The 20,722-nt window shown below is 68.2% G+C and carries 9 protein-coding genes; 5 read left to right on the top strand and 4 right to left on the bottom strand.

All coding sequences use genetic code 11. The features are described from left to right. Positions 1-180: 180 nt before the first annotated feature. Positions 181-3,342, bottom strand: coding sequence for an FG-GAP repeat domain-containing protein (locus tag ACWCXC_RS20850; protein WP_450890163.1), 3,162 nt, complete (start codon positions 3,340-3,342; stop codon positions 181-183). A 653-nt stretch (positions 3,343-3,995) separates the two neighbouring features. Here ACWCXC_RS20850 and ACWCXC_RS20845 point away from each other — a divergent pair. Next, entirely contained in the window at positions 3,996-10,808 is a 6,813-nt protein-coding gene (locus tag ACWCXC_RS20845; RefSeq protein WP_450890162.1) for a polymorphic toxin-type HINT domain-containing protein, read from the top strand. 663 nt (positions 10,809-11,471) lie between these two features. On the opposite strand, the gene ligD is transcribed toward ACWCXC_RS20845, so the two are convergent. From ligD to ACWCXC_RS20830, 3 genes are all read right to left on the bottom strand, one after another. Beyond that, positions 11,472-12,437 carry a non-homologous end-joining DNA ligase gene (ligD, locus tag ACWCXC_RS20840; RefSeq protein WP_450890161.1) on the bottom strand — a complete coding sequence of 322 codons (966 nt, stop codon included), beginning with the start codon at positions 12,435-12,437 and terminating at the stop codon, positions 11,472-11,474. Positions 12,438-12,566: 129 nt separating this feature from the next. After that, positions 12,567-13,433: a DUF3592 domain-containing protein gene (locus ACWCXC_RS20835; RefSeq protein WP_450890160.1), complete on the bottom strand. Its 867-nt coding sequence runs from the start codon at positions 13,431-13,433 to the stop codon at positions 12,567-12,569. 188 nt (positions 13,434-13,621) lie between these two features. After that, positions 13,622-14,731 carry a hypothetical protein gene (locus ACWCXC_RS20830; protein WP_450890159.1) on the bottom strand — a complete coding sequence of 370 codons (1,110 nt, stop codon included), beginning with the start codon at positions 14,729-14,731 and terminating at the stop codon, positions 13,622-13,624. 245 nt (positions 14,732-14,976) lie between these two features. On the opposite strand from ACWCXC_RS20830, the gene ACWCXC_RS20825 reads away from it, so the two are divergent. The 4 genes from ACWCXC_RS20825 (at position 14,977) to ACWCXC_RS20810 (ending at position 20,722) form a co-directional block, all read left to right on the top strand. Beyond that, the gene (locus ACWCXC_RS20825) at positions 14,977-15,729 is read left to right on the top strand and encodes an IclR family transcriptional regulator (protein WP_450685310.1); all 753 of its coding nucleotides are present in this window, start codon (positions 14,977-14,979) and stop codon (positions 15,727-15,729) included. Positions 15,730-15,929: 200 nt separating this feature from the next. Continuing rightward, a complete protein-coding gene (locus tag ACWCXC_RS20820; protein WP_450685311.1) occupies positions 15,930-18,023 on the top strand; it encodes a hydantoinase/oxoprolinase family protein in 2,094 nt (697 codons plus the stop codon). Positions 18,024-18,037: 14 nt separating this feature from the next. Then, the gene (locus ACWCXC_RS20815; RefSeq protein ID WP_450685312.1) at positions 18,038-19,813 is read left to right on the top strand and encodes a hydantoinase B/oxoprolinase family protein; all 1,776 of its coding nucleotides are present in this window, start codon (positions 18,038-18,040) and stop codon (positions 19,811-19,813) included. A 42-nt stretch (positions 19,814-19,855) separates the two neighbouring features. Next, positions 19,856-20,722, top strand: coding sequence for a DODA-type extradiol aromatic ring-opening family dioxygenase (locus ACWCXC_RS20810; RefSeq protein WP_450685313.1), 867 nt, complete (start codon positions 19,856-19,858; stop codon positions 20,720-20,722).

Below are 20,722 nucleotides of genomic sequence, written 5' to 3'. Positions count from 1 at the left end.
ACAGCCCGTGCTTCCTGCGGGGCTGGTCGCATGGGCTGGCGTTTTGTGCCGCTGAACGTGGCCGATTACTCCCGTCGGGAGGTATCCGTGGTGGCGTCGCTGCACTGGCTGGAGTCATGTTGCTGTCATGCGGCAGGTGCTTGGCGTGGCCCGTCGTCCCTGCCACATGACAGCTATGGGTTAGTGGAGGGCTGGGATGGTGTTCCAGCCAGCGGCGCCGACGAGGCGGGGTTGGCTGTGGGTGGTCTTGCCGCCTGGGTAGAACAGCAGGCATCCGGACGGGCAGGTTGTGGTGCCCGGGGTGCCGTCATCCTTGTCATACTTGATTATTTTGTCCGCGTCTGCAGCGGTGGTCGCCCAGATGTCCCCATACTCCTGGTTTGCCTTGGGCTGGAACTCGCGGTAGGGGATTATTTCGCCGTCGTCGAAGGTCTTTGAGGTTACTGTGCCTTCCGCGTTGCCATGGGCGGCCAGGGCGGGCCGGCTGGTCTGGCTCCAGCCGCCGGTGCCGTAGGTAGTTGGGTTGCCCAGGTCGTAGCCGTGGCTGGTGAGTTGCCCGGGGTAGAGGATGAGCTCGTAGCTGTCGGAGTTACGGGCGATGATGTCCTGGATGCCGTCGTCGTTCTGGTCGCCGACAGCGAGGATGTCCATGTTCTGCCACCGGGTAAGGTTGCCAATCCTTCGTGGACCGTTGAGCGGCGTGGTGGGGTCGGAGTCCTCGTCGATGAAGTCGAAAGGTCTCGTTTGGTCGGCCGTTCCGTCGACGGTGGTGATGCCGCTGTAGAGCCACAGGGAGGCAAAAACGCAGGAGCCATTCTTATCGAGGTCGGTGATGCACTCGACAGTGATCAGGTCGCCGCCGCCGGCATGCCTCGTTCCGTCGGCGTCGACAGCTATGTTCTGGTCGATGTCGCCGTTGGTGACGATCTGCAGTGTGCGGGTCCAGTCGGTGCCGCTGTCGACGTTGGGGTGTGTGAGCTCGTTCCGGTACCGATACAGGGGGCTGCCCATGCCGTCACCGCTGTAGAGGTAGAGCTTGCCGTCGCTGAGCCGGGCGATGGTGTCCTCGTAGCCGTCAGGTGAGGCGGTCTTACTGTTGGAGCCCCGGTAGTCGCCGCCGTGTGCGACCAGCGAGTCCCGCCAGCCGCCGGTTCCGGCGTTCTTGGCAGAGGCGACCTTGCCGCTGCCGTCGCCGGCGTAGAAGAGGAGCTTGGCGTCGGTGTCTGTGGCGAGAAGGTCGGCGTAGCCGTCTCCGTTCAGGTCGCCTTCGAGGTCGTGCTTGTGGTAGTGGGGAGTTCCAGGGTTCGTGCCAGGGGCGTAGACGAAGTCGGAGGGACCGGTTCCCAGCGTGGTGACCGAGGTGTCGTCCAGGGGGGAGTGGTTGCCGGCCTTGTCGTACGCCACCACGGTGATGATGCTTTCGGGGTATCCGGTTGGAGTGATGGTGGTGGTGGCGGTGTGTTCGTCACTGCCGACCGGGACCCATTGGTTGCCGTTGCAGCGGGTGCTGGAGACGGAGAGTACCTTCTCGACTGCAACGCAGAAGCCTGCCAGGTCTGTTGCGTCGTGGTGGAGCTTGAGCTGTGCCGTGGTGCGTGCCTGGACCTTGAGAGTCGGATCGGGCATGGGCTTGTTGTTGATGGCGAGGTCTACTGCGCCGGCCGGGCCGGTGGAGTCAACGGTGAACGCGCACTCGGCGGTGGTAGGGCTGTTGGTGCCCTCGTCGTCCGTTGCGTAGACCTTCCACTTGTAGCTTCCGCTGGTCAGGGGGTTGGCTGTGTGAGCGTCGGCGGATTGCCCGCTGCTCACCTTGGTGTCCTGCTTGACGGGGATGGATGTGCCGGTGCTGGTGGTGACGGAGAAGTGCGGAGTGAGTGTCCCGCCGTCCTTGTCGAACAGCTTGGCAGTCATGGCTAGTTGGCTGCTGCCTATGAGGCCGCCGCAGGGCACGGCCTTGTTGCCGTCTCCGCCCTCCACGTACTCGCCTTCGTAGGCGGCATGCGTCTTGACTTCGGGCTTGTAGTTGTACTTGACCTCGAGTACGGGGTCGTTCTCGAAGCGCTTGTAGCTGTCGTTGCTGCCTTCGTAGGAGGCGTCTGCTTTGAGGCCCAGGGTGACGTTGGTCCAGCCCTTGGTGGCGGCTTCCTGGATCTTGGCGGTCAGTGCGGCGCTCTTGTAGTCCTCGCCCTTCACTCCGGGACAGTAGGTGGCGTTACCGTGGGCGAAGGACTTCTCGGCGAGGTAGTCGACCCACCAGCCGCTGCTGTTGGTCCAGGACGGCGCGTTGTCAAGGGAGTTGGTGGCCCACAGTTCGGTGGGTCCGGCTGCTGAGGCGTCGCAGCCCCAGGAGTGGGTCTCGCGCACGGCGAAGGTGACGTCCTGGATGTCGGATCCTTCCAGTCCGTGGGTGTTCATCTGGAAGAACGAGCGGGTTTTGCCGGTGCCGTTGTAGCCCACGCGTGGCTCGTCAGCCGGGTTGCTTGAGTTCCAGCCGGCCCCGTTGACGAAGGTGCCGCCGGGTTCAGCCGAATACACCACCGCCCACTTGGTGCGGTTCCCGTCGCCGAAGTTGGGGTCGATGATCAGGGGGAACTGATCTGCGGCAGCGAGCAGTGCAGGGTCGGGGTTCAGGGTCAGGGTGGAGCCGGAAAGGTCGACCGCGACCGGTGCCGTGCTGGGAGAAGGAGTCTCCTCCTCGACAGTCGCTCTTCTCGCGGCAGGGGCGTGGCCGTCGAGGGCAGTGGTGGGCTGTTCCCACATCTTTGGCTTCGGTGCGCTGAAGAGGACGCTGCCGGTGGCGTCCTTGGCGAGCAGGTTGCCGTCGGCGTCGCTTTCGAGGGTTACACCCTGTGAGCTGATGCCCAGGTCGATGGAGGCCAGTGCAGGGTTGGACGCTGCCGCGGCGGTTTTGACGATGAGGTGTTCGGAGAACCCGTCGACCTCGGCAGTGATCTTGAGATCAACATCCGGAAGCACCGACTCGTACAGAGCGCTGTCGCCGTCGAGTACCGGCTCGGGCAGTGCGGTGGGCCAACTCAGGCCAAGCGAAGCGTTGTTCTTGGTCATGGTGGCCAACGGGCCGTTGCCGCCGCCCGAGAACGCCATGGCGAAGACGGGTGCGGCCGGCCCGACCGTTCCGTCGTCATGGCGCACCATGGTCGCGTCGGCCTTCTGCCAGACCCGGTCGTACCGCGTCCACACCGGAGTGCTGTAGATGCGCCGCGTGGTGGTGCCGTCCGGGTTGGCGTAGACCTCCACTGCCTCCTCGCGCTGGTCCAGGATCTCCACCCGCTCGCCTGATGATGCTGCGAGGGCGAACGCCCTGGACTCCGCGGCGGCCACGTGCTGGTCCGAACTGTCTTGAGTTTCCTTGGCACTTGACCGGTCCGGTGCCGCGAGAGTTATGGCGGTTGCCAAGGGCAGGGAAAGGGAAAGGAGGATGGCGAAATTCCGTCTTTGCAAACCGAACCGCGGTCTTCTGGGTTGTCTCATGCGGTGCTTCCTGTCTGGACCGAGCGCCGGTTATCCGGCGCTGCGGATCCGAAGAATAGGCGACGCGAACGCCTCGGCCAGTCCCGCATATGAATAGTGGGAGGTAGTCCGACAAGAAGCGGGTGATTGCCCGAGTCTGCCCATGTTCAAACCATGATCACCCGCAAAATCACGGGTCAACGCCACATGTGACTAAGGCGGTTGCTTTGGGAGGGTCTCAATGCTTGTCGTTGCGTGTAGAGGGAAACTCTTTACCCGACGGGGGTTGTGTGCCGATCCTGTGATGCAGTTGTATTCGCCTGCCGATCATGTGTGATTTCTAGGGGTGGGGATCTCTTATGCAGCAGCGCGGCCTGCGTTCTTTGCTGGCCTCCAGACGCTTCCGTCGATCCGGATCTAGCCGGGCGAGGGTTGCGATCGTGGGGAGTACGAGCGCCGCTCTGCTGCTATCTCTCCTGTCGATACCAGCCGTTGCGGCAGAAGGCACCTTCGAGCAGAGGCCTGTGCCGAAGACCGCGTCGGTGGATGGCAGCGACTTCAAGACGGGTGCCACTGCGTCCCGGCCCGCCCCGGCGAAGGCGTGGAAGCCAGCCTCCGTCGCGTGGCCGGAGCCCGGCCACGCGGCCGTGGACTTGACCGCGGCCGGGAAGACCGCCGGCGGCAAGCGGCGTGCTGGGAACCTGCCGGTGGCGGTGAGTCCCGTGGCCGCAAGCAAGACCCTGACCGGTGCCGCCCCCGGCAAGCTCGACGTGACGCTTCTGGACCGTGCCGCGGCCCGGCGCGCCGGCGTCGAGGGGCTTTTGCTGAAGGTGCAGCGCCTGGACGGTGAGCGCACGTCAGGCGGGGTGCGGGTCGAGGTCGACTATGCCGGCATTCGCGACGCCTATGGCGCGGGCTGGTCCTCCCGGCTGCGCCTGGTCCAGCTGCCCGCCTGCGCAGTGACCACCCCGGCCAAGCCGGCCTGCCGCACCGCCAAACCGCTGGCTACCGACAACGACGCCACCGCCAGCACCCTGAGCGCGCGGGTTACTCTCTCGGCTGCCCCTGCCGCATCGGCGTCCGGTGAGGGCGCGATGACGGTGCTGGCGGCGACCTCCGAGGCGACAGGCAGCGAGGGCTCGTTCAAGGCCACCTCGCTGTCCCCGTCCGGGTCGTGGTCTGCGGGCGGGAACTCCGGCGGGTTCGCCTGGAACGTGCCGCTGGACGCACCGGCGGTACCCGGCGGCCTCGCCCCGAAGGTGGCGCTGTCGTACAACTCCTCGTCCGTGGACGGCCGCACGGCCTCGACGAACAACCAGAGCTCGTGGATCGGTGAGGGCTGGGAGTACTCGCCCGGATTCATCGAGCGCTCGTACGCCTCCTGCGAGAACGACAAGGAGGGCGGCAACAACACCAGCAAGGTCGGTGATCTGTGCTGGAAGTCGGAGAATGCCACGCTCTCCCTGAACGGCTCGTCCAACCAGCTCGTCTACGCAGGTAGCAACACGTGGAAGCTGAAGGGCGACGACGGTTCCCGCGTGGAGCGGGTCTACGACAGCTCCGACAACAACTCCGGCGATGACGACTTCGAGTACTGGAAGGTCACCACGCAGGACGGCACCCAGTACTGGTTCGGAAAGAACCACCTGCCCGGCTGGGAAACCGGCAAGGCGGAGACGAACTCCGTGTTCACCGTCCCGGTCTACGGCAACCACACGGGCGAACCCGGCCACGACGCGGACTTCGCCTCCTCGGCCGAGACGCAGGGCTGGCGCTGGAACCTCGACTACGTCGTGGACCCGCACGGCAATGCGATGGCCATGTATTACACGAAGGAAACCGGCTACTACGCGCAGAACGCCAAGGCCGACACCCCCAAGCCGTACATCCGCGGCGGATACCTCACCAAGATCGACTACGGGCTGAGGGACGGCGCCGTCTACAGCACGGCCAACCCGGGCGCGCGGATCACCTTCACGTCGAAGGACCGCTGCCTGACCGACTGCACATTTGACGCGGACCACGCCACCAACTGGCCGGACACCCCCGTCGACCTGGACTGCGCGTCCACCGGCACCTGCGTGCAGTTCGGCCCCTCGTTCTGGACCAAGAAGCGCCTGACCGCGATTAATACCTACGCGCTGTCCGGCACCACCATGACTCCGGTGGACACATGGTCCCTGGCCCAGTCGTTCCCCAACACGGGTGACACCTCCTCGCCCGCACTCTGGCTGGACTCCATCCAGCGCACCGCTCAGGCCGGCGCCCTCGCCGATGTACTCCTGCCGAAGACAACCTTCACCGGTGAAACGCGTGCCAACCGGGTGGACGCCGCCGAGGGCCGTCCACCGCTGTTCAAGCGCCGTCTGACGAAGATCACCAACGAGACCGGCGGCCAGACCCTGGTCACCTACAGCCCCGCCGAATGCACGACGGCCACCCTGCCCAGCGCCGACACCAACACCAAGCGCTGCTACCCCTCATGGTGGACACCCGAGGGCGCGATAGACCCGGTCAAGGACTGGTGGCACAAGTACGTGGTCACTCAGGTGGTGGAGGACGACACCACCTTCGGAACCGGATCCGGCTCCAAGGTCACCACCTACGAGTACGCGGACGGCCCTAACTGGCGCCGCGACACCGGCGAGTTCACGCTCGACAAGCAGCGCACATGGTCCGACTTCCGCGGCTACGGCACCGTGCGCACCTACGTGGGCGGCAGCAACCGCACCAAGAGCGAGAACACCTACTTCCTCGGCATGGCCGGCGACACCCTCGCCAACGGCACCGCCCGCACCGTCGCGAAGATCAACGGCATCACCGACAGGGACGACTTCGCAGGCCGGATCGCCCAGTCACGCACCTACGACAAGGACGGCACCGGCGGCAAGATCGTCGCCAAAACCACCTACACCCCCTGGGAATCCGCAGCCACCGCGACCCAGACAGTCACCGGCATCACCGACCCGGACAAGCCCGGCGTCGCAGGACCCAGCCTCCCCGCAAAAACCGCCCGCTTCTCCGGCACCGTCACCGAGGCAGCGGCAACACTCCTGGACGACGGCACCAGCTGGCGGACCCTGACCACGACCCGCACCTACGACACCACCTACGGACTGCTGCTCACCGAAGGTGACGACGGCGCCGGCCAGACCGAAACGAAGTGCACCCGCACCTCCTACGTCACTCCGGACACCACCAACTGGCTGATCAACTACCCGCAGACCGTCACCACGACAAGCCACAGCCCGTGCGCCACGGGGTATCTCAACGCAGCCGTCCTCTCCTCGGCCCGCACCTACTACGACAGCCAGGCCCTCGGCGTCGCACCGAAGCCGGGCCAGGACAACATCACCAAGACCGAGCAGGCCGCCAAGCGTGATGCCAGCGACAACCTGGTGTGGGAAACCACACTTCAGGCAGCCACGTTCGACACCTACGGCCGCCCGCTGACGGCCAAGGGCCAAGACGGGCAGACCACCACCACCGCCTACAGCCCCACCACCGGCGCACAGCCCACCAAGATCACCGTCACCGACGCCAAGGGATACGCCACCAGCACCGACCTCGACGGACTGCGCGGCCTCACGCTGAAGACGACCGACGCCAACGGACGCACAGCCACCAGCCAGTACGACGCTGTCGGCCGCCTCGTCAAGGGCTGGCGCGCCGGGCGGGACACCACAACCACACCGAACGCCGCCTTCACCTACACCCTCTCCTCAACGGCCCCCTCCACCGTCACCAGCAAGACCCTGTACGAAGACGGCACCCTCGGCACCAGCATCACCCTGGTCGACTCCCTGCTGCGCCCGCGGCAGACCCAGGCCGACGCCATCGGCGTCACCGGCCGGGTGATCACCGACACCTTCTACGACGACCACGGCCGCGCGTACCGCTCCAACGCCAGCTACTACAACAGCCAGCCTGCCGTCACCACGCCGTTCGTCGTGACGGACAACCAGGTCCCGGCCGCCACCCTCCTCCAGTACGACACCCGCGGCCGGACCACGGCATCGATCCAGCTCGCGCTCAACGTGGAGAAGTGGCGCACCACCACCAGCTACGGCGCCTTCTGGGCCTCCGTTGTGCCGCCTGCGGGGGACACTGCCACCCTGGACATCACCGATGTCCGCGGCCGGCTGACCGAGCACCGCGAGTACAAGGACCGCACCCCCGTCATCGGGGCCGCAGCCACCCAGTACGAGAAGACCACGCGTAGCTACGACACGGCCGGACAACTGGCCAAGGTGATCGAACCGTCAGGCCGCAGCACCTGGACCTACGCCTACGACTTGCGCGGTCGCCAGACCACGACCACTGATCCCGACAAGGGCACCACCACCCTCACCTACGGCACCGACGGACGCCTCCAGACATCCACCGATGCCCGCGGTACCACTCTGGCCACCACGTATGACGTCCTGGGCCGTAAGACCAGCCTGCGCAAGGATTCCGTCACCGGCACCAAGCTGGCCGAGTGGACCTATGACACCGCCCCGGCAGGCAAGGGCCTGCTGGCCAGCTCGACCCGGTTCGACTCGACTATCACCGCAGGGGCTGCCTACACCACCGCGGTCACCGGCTACGACACCGCCGGGCAGCCCACCGGCACCAAGGTCACCATTCCGTCGGTGACCGGCGAGGAGAAGCTCGCCGGCACCTACACCATCGCCACCACCGCCACGCCGGCCAACGGCCTCCCGGCCTCCGCCGCTTACAGCACCGGCAACACCAACGCGACGACCGCGCTGCCCGCGGAGACCGTCACCAGCCATTACGGCGCACAGGACCAGCTCGCCATCGTCGACGGCACCCTGTCCCAGGTCTACCTCCGCGGCGCCTCCTACACACCCTTCGGTGAACTCGCCCAGGCCGAACTCGGCAACAGCGGCAGCCGGGTATTCCAGACGAACACCTACGACTCGGTCACCCACCAACTCGCCAAGTCCATCGTCGACCGGGAAGCCAACGCGCCGACCACCCTGTCCAGCACCAATTACACCTACGACCCGGCCGGAAACGTCACCCGCATCCGCGACGACCAGAACGACGGCACCATCGCCGACGACCAGTGCTTCGCCTACGACTGGGCCCGCCGGATGACCGAGGCCTGGACCACCGCAGACGGCTGCGTGAGCAAGCCGGTCAACGCAACCGGCACGCCCGCACTGGGCACGGTCGACCCGTACTGGACCAGCTGGACCTTCACCGACACCGGACAGCGCGCCAAGGAAACCCAGCACAAGGCCGGCCCCATCACCGCGGACACCACCCGCACCTACACCTACCCCACCACCACCGGCGCCGCCCAGGCCCACGGCCTGCGCTCGGTGACCGCCACCGGCGGCACCACCGGCACCGACACCTACACCTACGACGCCACCGGCAACCTCAAAACCAAAACCCCCGCCGGCGGCGCCACCCAGACCCTCGCCTGGAACGACGAAGGCAAACTCGCCACCTCCACCATCTCCAGCGCCACCACCAGCTTCCTCTACGACACCGAGGGCACCCGACTCCTGCGCCGCGACCCCACCGCGACCACCCTCTACCTGCCCGGCGGCCAAGAACTCGTCCTGACCAAAGCCGCAGGCACACTGGCCGGCACCCGCTACTACACCGTCCCCGGCGGCTCCGCAGTACGCACCAGCAGCGACGACAAGGTCCGCATCCTCGTCGCCGACCACCACGGAACCAACCAACTCTCCATCAGCGCCACCACCCTTACCACCAACCGCCGCAAGAGCCTCCCCTACGGCAGCCCCCGCGGCACCGCACCAGCCTTCTGGCCAGGCCAGAAAGGCTTCGTCGGCGGCGACATCGACCCCACCACCAACCTCACCCACATCGGCGCCCGCGAATACGACCCGACCATCGGCCAGTTCATCAGCGTCGACCCGGTCATGACCCTCGATCAAACCCAGTCACTCAACGGCTATAGCTACGCCAACCAGCACCCCGCCACCAGCAGCGACCCCACCGGCATGTGCGACGACCCCACCGGTAACGGGCACTGCGTCCCGGGTAAGTTCGGAAAGGATGCCGAGGACAAGGCATTCAAGCCCAACGGTGAGCTCGCCGACGACGGCGGCACCACGGGCGGTGGAGGCGGTGGAGGTGGGTTTGCTGGCGCCACGGGGTCCACGACCGCAAGTACCGAGGACAACTGCAGCTTCTGGTCAAAGTGCGGGCTGCAGCGGACCTGGGACACCTACAAAGCCCCCGTGATCTCCATGGCCACGGAAATTGGCGTCGGTGCTCTGTGCTACGGCACGACCATCAGCTCCGCCCCCCTCACAGGAGGCGCGAGTCTCGCGGGAACTGCAGGATGTGGCGCCATCGCGGGCGCTGCGGGCGCACTCACCTACAACTGGATGAGCGACGACGCCGACCACAGCGCCAGCGGCCAATTCGGCGACATGGCAAACGGAGCCATCTGGGGAGCAGCCAGCACCGTAGTAACGACCGCTTTCGCAGCCAAGATTCTGGGCGCCTGCCACAGCTTCCTTCCTGGCACCGGAGTACTCCTGGCCGACGGCACACGCCGAGCCATCGAAGACATCAAGGCCGGCGACACAGTAACAACCACCGACACAGCCAACGGAAAAACCGTCAAAAAGAAGGTCGTAGACACTATAACGACCGAAGACGACAAAGCCTTCACAGACGTCACCATCGCTGCCGACGATGGACCGTCCAGCATCATCGCTACGGACACGCATCCCTTCTGGGTCCCCGAGCTCAAGAAATGGATCCAAGCCGGCGATCTCCAGGTAGGTCAATGGCTCAGAACAAGCGCCGGGACCCACGTTCAGATCACTGCGGTCACCCACTACACCAAGCGACAGCGCACTCACGACCTCACCATCCAGGGCATCCACGCGTACTATGTACTCGCAGGTGCCACGCCAGTCCTGGTTCACAACTGCGGCGGGCGAACCAATTACATGAAAGCGGACGACCCGTTCGCTATCTCTCATGCGAATACGAAGCCGCTTGAAGGTTTTCATGATGTTGTCATACATGGAACGCCGAACTCGGTGACTCCCACGATTTCAGGATCTCCACATTACGACCATCGATGGCTTGCGAACAGGCTGTCACGTGATCCTTCCTATCCGGGTGGCGATATTCGCCTGTGCTCGTGTTCCACCGGTTCATCCGACGGATCATTTGCTCAGAACCTGGCAAACAAAATGGGGGTTAACGTCCTAGCCCCCCAGCATACGCTTTGGGTTTTCCCCTCGGGTGGTTTGTGGGTTGGTCCTTCGCGATTCCAAATAAGCCGGTCCGCAGATATGTGGACACTCTTCAGTCCGGGTGGTGGAAGATAGTCCGGGTGTGCAAGGTTCGGAGTGGGGTGGTCGCGACAACAGGTTCTGTGCACCCCCATCCCGGAGTGAAGAATTCATATCGAATCGAAAGTTGATTAAGTGGCCGTCAAGAACCTGGGATTCTTTAAGGAACTCCCTCATGGTGATGCTCGGGGTCCTTCCTTGTTGGAGTGTGCGGCGAAAGGAGATCTGCGAATCCAAGGCGCAATTGCTGAATATTTGGAGGGAGGTTCAACGCTAGCGGCAACTGCGCAGAGGGTGTTCGATGTGCTGAGTGAGACGAAGCGGGATGCGGGCCCGCTTGCCATTATGACGGATGGTGTATGGATGTGGCCGGCTGATCTTGCGTACTATGTGCGTGAATATAATATCTCACTTCCGGAGGGCTTTATTGCCCATGCTCGCTCTCTGGGTTGGGTGGCTCCTAGTCTGACTTCGGCAGATCTCCTCTTGATTGAGGCGGAGATGCTTCCCGGGTGACGTCGACTTCTTCCTATTGCAGGTAGCGAGAGGTCTCTCGGAAGTCCCTCGGGCAGCGCTGAAATTCGGTGAAGAGTCCCTGAGATGGTTGTGATGAGGTCGGTAGCCACATCTTTCGTACCCCTGCCAACTTGTGTCTGAAACCGTCCTGGTCCCGGGGCGACACCGAGCGGACGGTCGGGCTCACGAGAGGCTGTCGGGGGCGAGGTCCGGGCGGAGGCGGTGCCAGGAGGGGTGGCGCAGGTGTCCGGCGCGGGTGCGGGTGCTGTAGGTGATTTCGGCGACGAGGCGGGGCAGGACCCAGCGGGCTCCGGGGACCGCGGGGTCGTGGTCGAAGGGGCAGTCGGGCCAGGCCGCGGCGGTCAGCAGGGCGGCGAGCTGCCCGCGTTCGCGGTCGCTCCAGCCGGTGCCCACGGACCCGATGTAGCGCAGCCCGCCCTTGTGGCGCTCCCCGAGCAGGACGGCCCCCGGGAGTCCTTCCAGCCGGCCGCGACCCGGAACCCAGCCGCCGATGACGGCGTCTTCGGTCCGCACGTTCTTGATCTTGATCCAGTCGGGGGACCGGGCGCCGGGTCGGTAGCGTGAGTCGAGGCGTTTGGCGACGATCCCCTCCAGTCCTGCCTCGCGGGTGGCGTCCAACGCGCTCCGGGCGTGATCGACGACGGCTGCGGGCACCGACCAGGCCGGGCCGTCCAGACCGAGTCCGGTCAGGGCCTGGCGTCGCCGGGTCCACGGCAGGCCGGTGAGGTCCCGGCCGTCGAGAAGCAGCACGTCGAAGAGGACCAGATGGACGGGGACGCGCAGCGCGGTCGCGCCGGGGGCGCCCGCCACGCCCATGCGGGACTGCAGACGCCCGAAGTCGGGGCGGCCGTCGGCGTCGGGGGCGACGATCTCCCCGTCCAGCACCGCCGGCCTCGCGCCCACCGCGTCCGGCAGGCCGTGCAACTCCGGATAGGCGGCGGTGATCGTGTGCCCGGCCCGCGAGCGGATGGTCACCGTCCCGTCGCCGGGGAGGTAGACGAGCACTCGCTGGCCGTCCTGCTTCGTCTCTACGGCCCACCGCGCGTCACCCCCGGGCAGCGGCAGGCTTCCTGGGGTGGCCAGCATGGGCTCGAAGACGGGCAGCGAGGGCAGCGAAGGCAGCGACATGCGCCAGATGTGGCCGCAACGCACCCTCGCTACACCCCGGCCGGACCCTTTCGCCCGAACTGCCCAAAGCTGCCCGAATCCCCTTGAGCGCGTATACGCCCACCATCCCCGCGGCCCGGGTGGCGGGTGTCAGCCCGCGATCAGGATCCCGCCCACCGCGGCCGCCGCCACCCCCACGAGGAGGGCCACGACGGCGAACGCGATCTCGCCGGCGCGGGAGCGGTGTTCGGCGGCGAGGTCCGTGGTGAAGACGCTCGGGTCGTCGGGGCGGTAGTGGATCGTGAGGTCCCGGCCGCGTGAGCCGACGGGATCGCGCAGCCCTGTGGTGCGGTAGGCGGTGACGGCGGTGCCGTCGTGCGTGGTGAAGGCGACGACCGGGGTGTGGCTGGTGAGGGTGCCGCTGTCCTCGTCGACGGTGACGTCCTTCAGTACGGCGATGACGCGCCCCGGGACCGGGCCGCCGGAGGCGAGGGCCTCGACGCGCCGGCGCGTGTCGCGGACGGCCCCGGGCAGGTAGGTCGCGCCCAGCAGCGTCCAGGGCACGCCGAAGCCGACGAGGGCCCACGGCCAGCCCCGGTCGATCGAGGCGACGACGACCAGCCCGACGTAGATGAGGAAGACCGCGAAGGTGGGCCAGCCGAGCCCACTCCGTCCGGCGTCCGGGTCCGTGGTGAAGCGGAAGGCGTGCGGGCGGCCGGGAGGGTAGCGGATGCCGATCTCCCGGCCCGTCCAGGCCGTGCTGATGCGGTCGCCGCACTCGCCGTCGTTGGTGACCGTGAACTCCTGCCCCGTGGCGGGGTCGCGGAAGGTGACGACGACGGCGATCCCCTCGTGTGCCGAGCTCCCGTGCCGGGGCTCCTCGACCCGTTCGATCCGGCCCATGACGCGGACCGCCCGCTGGCCGCGCGTCACCCCCGCCAGCGCCCGTCCGTATCCGACGAGCGCGACGACGCCGAGAACGGCGCACCACACCGCCAGATATCCGTGCCAACCCATCGTGCGCTCCTCCTGGTCCCCACCGGCCTGCCCCGCCCGGCCCACCCGCTCCGTCCGGCCCACCCGTTCCGCCCCGCGTGCTGCTAGCCCGTCCCACCCGTTCCGTCCCACCTGTCCCGCGGCCTCGTCCGGGCGTCCGTCCCACCTGTCCTGCCGGCCCCGTCCGTACGTCCACCCGGTCCGTCCCGTCAGCGCGCCGGGGCGCGCCGCACGATCTCGCCCCGGCCGTTCGCCTCCAACGAGGCGGCGCCGTCGGCGCCGGTCACCCCGACCCTGAGGGTGAGAGTGCCGGACAGGCTCTCGGCGGTGAGCTGCCAGGTCTTCGGGGAGCGGACACCGAGAGTGGTCCTGGCCTCCCGGACGAGAGCCGGGATGCGCGCGTAGGGCAGGTCGTCCAGGTCGAAGCCGGGTGCCCGCGAGCCCGTGGGGGTGAAGACGACTGTGAGGAGGCGGTCCTGCACCACGACGGTGAGGGCCTGGCGCTTCGTGCTGTCGGCCTTGGTGAGCGAGTCGACCGCCGGACGCAGCCGGCCCTCGTCGAACAGGGACTGTCCGGGGCCGAGGGCGACGGTGCCGGACGCGGCCGAGACGATCGTGGTGGACGAGGTGCCGGGGTCGACGGACCTGGCGGCCGAGGGGGGCCGCTCGGTGGGCTCGTCCGGGCCGAAGAGTTCGCCCCGGAAGGCGAAGACCACGCCGGCCGCGCCGAGCAGCAGGGCGAGGAGCGTGAGGTAGCCGCCGACCGTGCTGCCCGGGGGCTGCTCGTCGGTCAGGGCCGGGCCGGGCGCCGAATCGATGCGGGCCCCGGCCGCGCGGTCCTCCCATTCCGGTGTCGGGCGCTTCACCAGCTTCACCGCCCACGGCTGGTGCGGTGGGTACCGGACGACGACGATGCCGCCCGGCTTGTAGTCGGGCAGGTCGACGAGATTGACGAACTGGGTGGACTCGACGCGGTACGCCGGTCCGCCGTCCGGGGCGACGGTGAGGTCGAAGCGGACGGGCACGTCGCTGGTCTCCCCGCCGGTGGCGCGCAGGCTCTCGATCATGGCGAGCGCGGTACGGGGGACGACGGCCGCCTCGCGTGCGCGCGCGGGCGCCCCGGCGGCGAGGACCAGCAGTCCGTAGGCGATGGGGACGGCCAGGCCGCCGACCAGCAGGGGAACACGTTCGAGGACAGTGCCCACGGCGAGTGCGGCGAGCGAGCTCCCGATCACCGCGCCCGTGAGGACCGCGAGGGCGAGCGCGAGCGGGGCGCGGCGCGTCGGCGGGGCGCTCGGCGGGGCCGGCGTGATCGTCATACCGAGATTGTGGCGGCCCGGACCGCGCTCCGGTAGGCGTCCGGACGCCCTTCTCTCCCCCCAACGGCGTGTCGCGGGACGGATGTTGTCACTTGCCGGGCCACCCGGGCGGCCGGCCGATACGCCGACCGCTCCGGACGCCGGGACACCGCGACCGCTCGGCCACGCCGTGCGCGCCTCCCCGAGGCGCGACCTCGGTGCGCTCGCGGCTGGGCCGGTGCCCGTATCCTGTCGATCGTGCGGGTATGGGAGACGGCGTGATCGACGGTCTTGAGCGGGCCGTGCGGATTCTGGACCTCTTCTCCTCCGACGCCCCCGAGCGGACGGTCAGCGAGGTGTGCCGGGCGCTCGACCTCCCCAAGACGACGACCTGGGACCACATGCAGTCCATGGTCGCGCTCGGTCTGCTGCGCCGCACGGGACGGGGCCGCTACCGCCTGGGGTGGCGGGCCTTTCAGCTGGGGCTGCGCGCGCGGATGACCTCGGAGATCTCCGAGCCGGCGTGGGTGGAGATGCGGGCGCTGGTCGCCGCACATCAGCAGACGGTCCAGCTGTCGTCACGCCACTACGGCGAGGTCGTCTACCTGGAGAAGCTGGCCCCGCACGACGGGGTGCGGCTCAACGCGACCCGGGTCGGCGAACGCCTCCCGGCGCACTGCACGGCGCCCGGCAAGATGCTGCTGGCCTATCTCTCCCCCCGGGAACTGCGCGACGTCTACGGTCACGACGCGCTGCCCCCGCTCACGGACCGCTCGCTCACCACGCTCCCGGCGCTGGAGGCGGAGCTGTCCACGGTGCGTGAGCAGGGGTACGCACGGGACGTCGAGGAAGCGGTCGAGGGCGTGTGCTGTGTCGCGGCGCCGGTCAGCAACCGGCACGGTGACGTCACCTGGGCGCTCAGCATGAGTTTCGCCGAGCACCGGCTGGCCGCGCACGGGGACGCGTACGCCCGTGCCGTGGTGGAGGCGGCCCGGCGGCTCTCCGAGCGCGCGCCGTGACCCGGCCGCCCCTGTTCGGCTGAGCCGAACAGTTCGTTGTCGGCCCCTGTACGAGGGGCTACGGTCCTGGAAACACCGCGCCTTCCGGTAGGTCTCGAATTCGGTTCGCACTGCCGCGCATGCACGCAATTCCTTGTTGCGTCACTGTGCCGCACCCCCCCCCGCGTGCCCATTCGGTTCTCAGTAATGGAGTTTCCTCGATGACGAACACAAGCAGCAGTGCGAGTCGGCGGATCGGAATTGACATCGGCGGCACATTCACCGACCTCTTCGTGGTCGAGGGGAATGGCGAGTCCCGTATCTACAAGTCTCCGACCACGCCGCACGACCCGTCCGTCGGTCTGCTGAACGGCCTGACCAAGGCGGCCGACAGCTTCGGGGAGTCGCTCGGGGACTTCCTCGGCGCGGTGTCCACGATCGTGCACGGCACGACGATCGCCACCAACGCGGTGCTGACGCACCAGGGAGCGAAGACCGGCTTCGTCACGACGCACGGCTTCCGTGACCTGCTGAACATGCGCCGAGGCATCCGCGAACGGCAGAACGACTCGAAGTACGCGCCGCCGCCCCCGCTGGTCCCCCGGGAACTGATCGCCACCGTCCGCGAACGCGTCGACGTGTCCGGCAACGAGGTCGAGGCGCTCAACGAGGAGGACGTGCGCGCGGCGGCGCGGTACTTCCGCGAGCAGGGCGTCGAGGCCGTCGCCGTCTCGTACCTCTGGTCCTTCGTGGACCCCTCCCACGAACAGCGCACCGCGGACATCCTGCGCGAGGAACTCCCCGGCGTATTCATCACGATATCCAGCGACGTGGTGCCCCAGATCCGCGCCTACGAGCGCCACAGCACCACGGTGCTGAACGCTTTCGTCGGACCGAAACTGCAGAATTACCTGGCGAACATCGAACGCCAGCTGGCGGACCGGGGATTTTCCGGAACCCTGCTCATCGTGCAGTCCAACGGCGGCGTGATGTCGCCCGAGATCGCGAGCAATTCGGCGGTCAACGCGCTCATGTCGGGACCGGCGGCGGCGCCCGGGGCGGCTCTCCAGTACGCCCGCCGGCACGGCGCCGAGGACGTGATCGCCGTCGACATGGGAGGCACCAGCTTCGATGTCGCCCTGGTGCGCGACGGGGAGTCGCTGCTCACCGGGGACAGCGAGATCGCCGGATACCGGGTCGCCCTGCCGATGCTGGACATCCACACGGTGGGCGCGGGCGGCGGTTCGCTGGTGTGGGTGGACTCCGGCGGCATCCTCCGGGTGGGCCCGCAGAGCGCCACCGCCAACCCGGGCCCCGCCTGCTACGGGCGGGGCGGCGAGAACCCCACCACCACGGACGCCGACCTCCTCATGGGCTACCTGAACCCGGACATGTTCGGTGACGGGGCCTTCACCCTGGACGTCGAGGCGTCGCGCAGGGCCGTCGAGGAGAAGGTCGCCGCACCGCTCGGACTCACCGTCACCGAAGCGGTCGAGGGCATCTACCGCGTGGTCAACGCGACCATGGCCGAGGCCGTCAGCGCGGTGTCGGTCAAGCGCGGTGTCGACCCCCGGGAGTTCACCCTGGTGGTCGCGGGCGGCGCGGGACCGATCCACGCGGTGCCGATCGCCCAGGAACTCGGCATCACCCGCATCATCGTGCCGCGCGAGTCGTCGGTGTTCTGCGCCGTCGGCACCCTCCTGACCGACCTCAAGCACCTGTACGCACGCACCTTCGTCTCGGACATGGACGCCCTGGACCTGGACCGGGTCGGCGAGCTGTACCGCGAGATGCGCGACGAGGCCGTCGAGACCCTCCGCTCGGAGAACGTCGCGGACGAGGCGATCGACCTGGTCTTCAGCGCGGACGTGCGCTACATCGGCCAGTTCACCGAGATCGAGGTGCCCCTGGCCTTCGACGGCGAGCTGACCCCGCAGTCGGTCAAGCAGCTCGTCAGCGACTTCGAGGCCAGGCACGAGGCGCTCAACGGATACACCATGCCCGGCGAGCCCACCGAACTCATCAACGTCCGCCTCACCTCGCTCGGCCGCACGGCCAAGCCCGCCCTCGCCGACGAACCCTCCGCCGGCGCCGACCCGAGCGCCGCCCGCAAGGGCGCCCGCGAGGCGGTCTTCTCCGGCCGCACCGTCCGCACCGACGTCTACGACGGCCTCGCCCTGCGCCGCGACAACCGCGTCGTCGGCCCCGCGATCATCGAGCAGCCCACCACCACCGTCGTCCTCGTCGAGGGCTACGCCATGACGGTGGACGCGCAGGGCAACTACGTCATCGAACCGGCGAACCAGCCGGCCTGAAGGGAATCGAGCAGATGACACAGCAGACGACCCGGCCGACGCCCCCGACGCAGGCCACGTCCAACCCCATCCTCGTGGCCGTGATCGGCAGCGCCCTGGACGGCATCACCAGCGAGATGGGCCAGACGATGCTGCGCACCTCGCGGTCGCCCATCTTCGTCGAGGCCCGCGACTTCGCCACCTCCCTCTTCAGCGCGGACTGCCGGCTCCTCGCCCAGACCCACTACATCCCGGTCATCGGCGGGGCGACGCCGTTCGCCCTGCGCGCCATCGCGGAGGCGTTCGGCGACGACGTGCACGACGGCGACATCTTCATCCACAACGACCCGTTCAACGGCGGCTCGCACCTGCCCGACATCACCATCGCCCGGCCGGTCTTCTGGGACGGCGCACTCGTCTTCTGGGCCACGACCAAGGGGCACAACGCCGACGTCGGCGGTGGCGGCGTCGTCGGGTTCAACCCCGGGGCGCGGGACGTCCAGGAGGAGGGCATCGTCATCCCGCCCACCCGCGTCGTCGCGCGCGGCGAACTGCGGCGCGACGCCTGGGAGCTGATCCTCTCCAACGTACGGATGCGCGCCCTGGTGGAGAGCGTGCTGAACTGCCAGATCGGTGCCACCGCCATCGGTGAACGCCGACTCAAGGGCCTCCTGGAGAAGTACGGGCCGCAGACGATCGCCGCCGCCACCGACGAGCTGCTGCGGGCCAGCGCCCGCCAGGTCCGCGCCGAGATCGCCCAGATCCCCGACGGCGAGTACCGCGCCGACGCGCTGCTCGACAACGACGGCATCGACCGCGACCGCTCCTACCGGGTCGCCCTGACCGTCAGGGTCGAGGGCGAGCACCTCACCTTCGACTTCACCGAGAGCGACGAGCAGGCCAAGGGCTTCATCAACAGCACGATCGCCAACACGGTCGCCTCGGCCCATCTGGCCCTCTTCGGCTGCATCGACCCCGACATCCGCTACAACGACGGCGCGATCGAACCGATCGACGTGATCGCCCCGGCGGGCTCCCTCACCAACCCCGAGGCCCCGGCACCCGTCGCCGCGTGCACCGTCCCGACCTGCGAGGCCATCGCCTCGGCGGTCTGGGTGGCGCTCTCCCAGGCCGTCCCCGACCGCGCGCACGCCGGCTGGGCCCGCTGGTGCACGCCCGCCACCATGGGCATGAACCCGCGCACCGGACGCCACTTCGGCGACCTCCACTTCCTGGGCAAGGGCGGCAGCGGCGCCACCGAGGGCTTCGACGGCTGGGACCACCTCTCTCCGTCGAACACCCTGGGCGGACTGCGCGCCCCGGACCCCGAACTGCACGAGCTGGACACCCCGTATCTGCTGGAGGAGCTGGAATACCTTCCGGACAGCGCGGGCGGCGGCCAGTGGCGCGGAGGGCTCGGCGTGCGCTACCGGTGGCGGGTCCTGGCCGACGACATCGCCTGCGCCACGTACGGCAGCGGCTTCATGCCGCGTACCGCCCCGGTGGGACTGCTCGGCGGACGGCCCGGCATCGTCAACCGCCTCACCCTGACCCGGGCCGGCGCCGAACCCGTCGCGATGGAATCGAACTCCTTCTACACCCTCCACACGGGCGACGTCGTCGAGGTGATCGCGAGCGGCGGCGGCGGGTTCGGGGACCCGCGACTGCGCCCCGCCGCACTGGTCCTGCGCGACGTGCGCGAAGGCGTCGTCTCCCTCGACGCGGCGCGCACCGTCTACGGCGTCGCCATCGACGCGGACACCCTCGAAGTCCGCGAGGACGAGACCCGGAACCTGCGCGCCGCGGTCTGACCGCCGCCCGCCCCCCCCGCACGCACCGAAGGAACACGCACCATGGCCCACATCGGCCTCGCCGTGGCGGCGAGCCACGCCCCCGGCCTGATCGGCATGCTCGATCAGGCGCCCGAAGCATCGCAGCGGATGGTCGCGTCCGCGTACGGGTCGCTGACCCGGCAGATCCGCGACGCCGAACTCGACGTCATCCTCATGGTGGCCAACGACCACATGGCCAACAACCGCATCCGCGCCTACCCGGACTTCGTCATCGGCATGGCGCCCGAGCACCGCGGCCCGGCCGAGTTCTTCAAGGACTGGCTGGGGTGCGGGGAGTACCGGATACCCGGGCGCCCGGACATCGCGGAGAAGGTCCTCAACGGCCTGAACCGGCGCGGCGTCCCGGTCTCCGCGACCCGCGACAACCTCAACTTCGACGACAACATCTCGGTGCCCGTGGTCAGGACCGGGATCGAGGCGAGCGGCGTCCCGATCGTGCCCGTCCTCCAGAACGTCACGGTCCCGCCCTTCCCCGACCAGCACCGCTGCTACGAGATCGGCCGGCAGCTCGCCGACCTCATCGAGAACGACCTGCCGTCCGATCTGCGCGTCGGCCTCTTCGCCACCGGCGGGATGAGCCACGAGCCCGGCGGCGTGCGGGACTTCTGGATCGACGAGGACTTCGACCGCTGGTTCCTCGGCCTGCTCGCCGAGGGCGACCACGAGAAGGTCCTGGCCGAGGTCACCTTGGAGCGGCTCGACCGGGCCGGCATCGGCGGCACCGGCGAACTGCTGAGCTGGATCCTGGTCATGGGTGCGATCGGCGAGCGGCCCTGCGACGTCCTCGGCTACACCGCCTGGGACCAGTGGCGCTGCGGCATCGGTGCCGTGAGCTGGGACATGACCTCGGCGCCGGCCGGACGCTGA

This window comes from Streptomyces sp. NPDC001515 (genome assembly GCF_053597115.1).
The sequence above is the reverse complement of the archived record's forward strand: the minus strand, read 5'-3'. Positions and strand labels throughout refer to the sequence as shown.